The 4082-nt window shown below is 74.2% G+C and carries 2 protein-coding genes; one reads left to right on the forward strand and one right to left on the reverse strand.

Annotated elements, in window-relative coordinates:
* A partial coding sequence (locus ACWCV3_RS28470; protein ID WP_451230093.1) for a hypothetical protein occupies positions 1-260 on the reverse strand: 260 nt, incomplete at its 3' end.
* 418 nt (positions 261-678) lie between these two features.
* Between ACWCV3_RS28470 and ACWCV3_RS28475 the strand changes: the two genes are divergently transcribed.
* The gene (locus tag ACWCV3_RS28475; RefSeq protein WP_451230096.1) at positions 679-3267 is read left to right on the forward strand and encodes an ATP-binding protein; all 2589 of its coding nucleotides are present in this window, start codon (positions 679-681) and stop codon (positions 3265-3267) included.
* Positions 3268-4082: the final 815 nt, after the last annotated feature.

Below are 4082 nucleotides of genomic sequence, written 5' to 3' on the forward strand. Positions count from 1 at the left end.
CCGCCCTGGGTGTTGCCGTTGCCTCCGCCTTGGACTCCGCCCTGGGTGTTGCCGTTGCCTCCGCCTTGGACTCCGCCCTGGGTGTTGCCGTTGCCTCCGCCTTGGACTCCGCCCTGGGTGTTGCCGTTGCCTCGACCCTGGACCCCGCCCTGGGTGCTGCGGCCGCTCTTGCAGTTCTTCTTGTTGTGGCACGGCTTGTCCGGCGTCGTCGCGTGCGTTCCTGCGGGCGCCGGGGCGGCCATGGCCGCGGAAGGTGCCATGGCACCTCCGGCGGCCAGGGCAGCCGATGCGGTCACCAGCGCCATACGCTTCGCGAAGTTCTGCATGACGATTCCTCTCCGGGGAACAGCGCGACCGGCCGGCTCGCGGTCCCGACTCGTTTTCGGAAGACGCTCTCCGTGGCCCTGGGGCTCCCGCCGCCTCGACCCCGACGAGACATCGGTCGCAGCGCACTGCCAGAGTCCTCTCGCGGAGGCGCGGGGGAGCCGGGCTTCGGAGGCTCTCCACCAGCATGCGCCGCTCTCTCGGGCGGCACATCGGGCGAACACCCCAAGTTCCACCGCGGGCACACCCCAGGTACCGGCGAGTCACCCGGGCACCACCACCCCGACGGCCTACCCGCCGGCATCGGTCCGGATCTTTTGCGCGGCTCCGGCCACGGAGAGAAACTGACGTGTGATGGACCTGCTTGAGCGAGAGGCCGTTCTCCAGGACCTCACCGGCCACCTGAAAGTGGCAGTGAGCGGCCCCGGACGTCTGGCCCTTGTGCGCGGCGAGACCGGCATCGGCAAGACCGCCGTCGTTCACCGGCTGGCCCGGCTGGCCGATCCCCACGTCCGGGTGCTGTCGGGAGCATGTGATCCGCTGGCCTCACCCCGCCCACTGGGCCCCCTGATGGACCTGGCCCCGCACCTGGGCGCCGCGACGCGCGACGCCCTGACCGGGGCGCTGTCCGGCACCTGCCGCTCCGACGAGGTCTTCGACCACCTGCTCGCCGACCTCGGCGCCTACCCGAGCCTGCTGGTCGTGGAGGACGTCCACTGGGCGGACGAGGCCACGATGGACCTGCTGCGCCATCTGGCCCGGCGCCTGCCCGGCGTTCCGGCGCTGGTGGTGGTCACCTACCGCGACGACGAAATCGGCCGTACCCACGACCTGACCGCTCTCCTCGGCACCCTGGCCGGTTATCCGTGGGTGTACCGCCACGACCTGCTTCCCCTGAGCCGCCGGGCCGTGGCCCGGCTCGCCGCCGGACACGCCGTGGACGCCGAGGAGGTGTACCGCGTCTCCGCCGGCAACCCGTTCATCGTCAGCGCGATCCTGACCGCCCCCGCCGAGCCGATCCCCGCCACGGTGCGCGAGGCCGTCGCGGGCCGCCTGGCCGCCCTGTCGGCCCCGGCACGCGAAGTGGTCGACGTGCTGGCCGTCCTCGGACGCCGGGTCTCACCGGCACTGCTGGCCGGCATCCTGCCGGCCCCGGAGGAAGCTCTCGACGAGGCCGTGGCCTGCGGCATCGTACGCACCGAGGGGCGAACGACCGAGTTCCGCCATGAACTGACCCGGCGGGCGGTGCTGGAGTCCGTGCCCGCCGCCCATCGCCTGCGGGTGCACCGGCAGGCACTCGCGTTGCTGCGGTCCGAGCCGGTCGCGGTGGACGACCTGGCGCTGCTGGCCGACCATTCCGAGGGCGCCGAGGACGCGACCGCCGTGCTGGAGTACGCGCCCGCGGCGGCCGCCCACGCCGTCGCGTCGGGCGCGTACCGGGAGGCGGCCGCGCAGTACGCCCGCGCCCTGCGGCACGCCGACGACCTGCCGGCCGACCAGCAGACCTCCCTGCTGGAGGGCCACTCGCAGGCTTGTCTGCTGTCCAGCCGGCTCGACGAGGGGGTGGCTTCCCGGCGTACGGCGGTGCGGCTGCGGCGGGAACTGGGCGACCGGCTGCGCGAGGGGGAGGACCTGCGCTGGCTGTCGTGCTGGCTGTGGCCGGCCGGGCGCGCCACCGAGGCCAGGCAGACCGGTCTGGAGGCAGTGCGGGTACTCGAAGGGCTGCGACCGAGCCGGGAGTTGGCATGGGCGTACCTGAACCTCTGCCAGTTGGCCTGCCACGAGCACGCGGGGGCCGCGGTGGCAGCCGCCTACGCCGAGAAGGCGGCCGCTCTGGGCGAGCGTTTCGGCGACGCGGGGGTGGCCGACCGGGCCCACTTCCACGCCGCGGCGGCACGTCTGCTGGGCGACGGCGCGGGGTGGGAGGACTGCGAGCAGGCGGTGTCCTGCGCGATGGCGCGGGATCTGCCGGTGGACGCGGGCTTCCTGGCGCTCACCCTGTGCTGGCTCGGCGCGTTGCAGCGTGACGCCGCCCGGACCACCGAGGCCGTGAGCCGGGCGGAAGCCTACTTCCTCGATCACGACCTGCTGCCCTACCTGTTGTGCGCGAGGGCCTGGGACAGCTGGGGACTGCTGAACAGGGGCCTGTGGACCCAGGCCGCCGACACCGCGCAGGAGATCGTGTCCCACCCCGGCTCACCACCGGTCGGCGAGGCCCTGGCCCTGACCGTCCTGGGTCTGGTGCGGGCCCGCCAGGGCAAGGCACCGGTATGGCCGCTCCTGGAGCATGCGGCGGGCCTGGTCGACTCGAACTGCCTTCTGGACACGGGTCTGGGGTGGGAGGCCCGGGTCGAGGCGGCCTGGCTGGCCGGTGACCACGAGCTGGCACAGAGCGAGGCACGCCGCGGGCTGACCGCGTTGGCGGATCGTACGCACCCCTGGCTGTCCGGCCCGCTGGCCTGCTGGATCCGCCGCGCCGGTGGGACGCCCCCGAAGGTGCCGGCCGCCGAACCCTACGCGCTGGAGCTGACCGGCGACTGGGCGGGCGCCGCGGCCCGCTGGGACGGGCTCGGCTGCCCGCACGACGCGGCGCTGGCCCGCCTGTCCGGTGACGCACCCGCGCTGCACCAGGCGCTGGCCGCCTTCGAATCCCTGGACGCCCGGCCGTCCGTGGCACGCACCCGCGCCGTGATGCGCGCCCGCGGGATCCGCCCGGTCCGGCGCGGCGCACGGGCTGCCACCCGGGCCAATCCGTACGGGCTGACCAACCGGGAGCTCGACGTCCTCAAGCTGCTGCACGAGGGCCTGTCGGACGCGGAGATCGCCGCGCGCCTGTACATCACACCCAAGACCGCCGGGCACCACGTGGGCGCGGTGCTGGCCAAGCTCGGCGTCCACACCCGCCACGACGCCGCCCGCAAACTGCATCCCTCCGGGCCGTGAGGGGAGTTCCGCGATGAGTGACAGGAAGGCGGCATGCCGGAGTGCCGCGGCTCTCTGCTTCTGCTGCGTCTCACTCGGGGCGTGGGGCGCACCAGCCGCAGCGGCGGGCGAATCGATCGCCCGGTGGGACAACTCACCGATCACGTACCCGAGTTCGCAACCCCAGTGCTATGCGACGCGCGATGCTCCGACGGAGATCGTGTGCTACCGGCATTCGTGGAAGGCCGAGTACAGGCACGGCGACGTGGTCTACGTGCCGATTCTCATCCAGGTCCCCAGGCCCGCGCATCCGTCGTCCGTGGTGATCGTCGACCGCTTGTCCGACATCCGTCCGAGCGGCACCTGACACGGCGTTTCCGCGGTCGCCGTTCGGCGTGGAGGCCGTCGTCGGACACGTCCTCGGGCACCTTGATCGCCATGCGCGCGATCTCGGTGTGGTCCCCGCGCTCGGTCCCGCCGTCGGCCACCCGGTCCGACAGCTTGCCGGTACGGCGGGCGAAGCGGTCCCGGGCCCCGGCGTCCGGCTCCGCGAGGTGCCCGCTCACCGCCGCCGCGCTCCTGACGGCCGGAGCCGGCCTGCTCCGGGCCAAGCGCCGCAGGACCGGCCGGCGGTAACCGGCACGCAGCGCAGACCCCGGCCCCGCAGCCACGGCACCTCGGATGCGGGGCCGGGGCGCGTGGCGCTCGGGACCGCACCGCGGCCCGGGGGGCCGCGGGGGGGGGCCCCCCGGGGGCGCGTGACCCCGTGGGGCGGGTGTGCGCATTGGTCGCGGGGGGGGCGGCTCCCCCCCCCGGGGCCTGGGACGTGGCCGGTG

This window comes from Streptomyces sp. NPDC001781 (assembly GCF_053596035.1).

Coding starts and splice junctions, on each gene's coding strand:
- ACWCV3_RS28475 (WP_451230096.1), top strand. CDS start 679: ATGGACCTGCTTGAGCGAGAGGCCGTTCTCCAGGACCTCACCGGCCAC.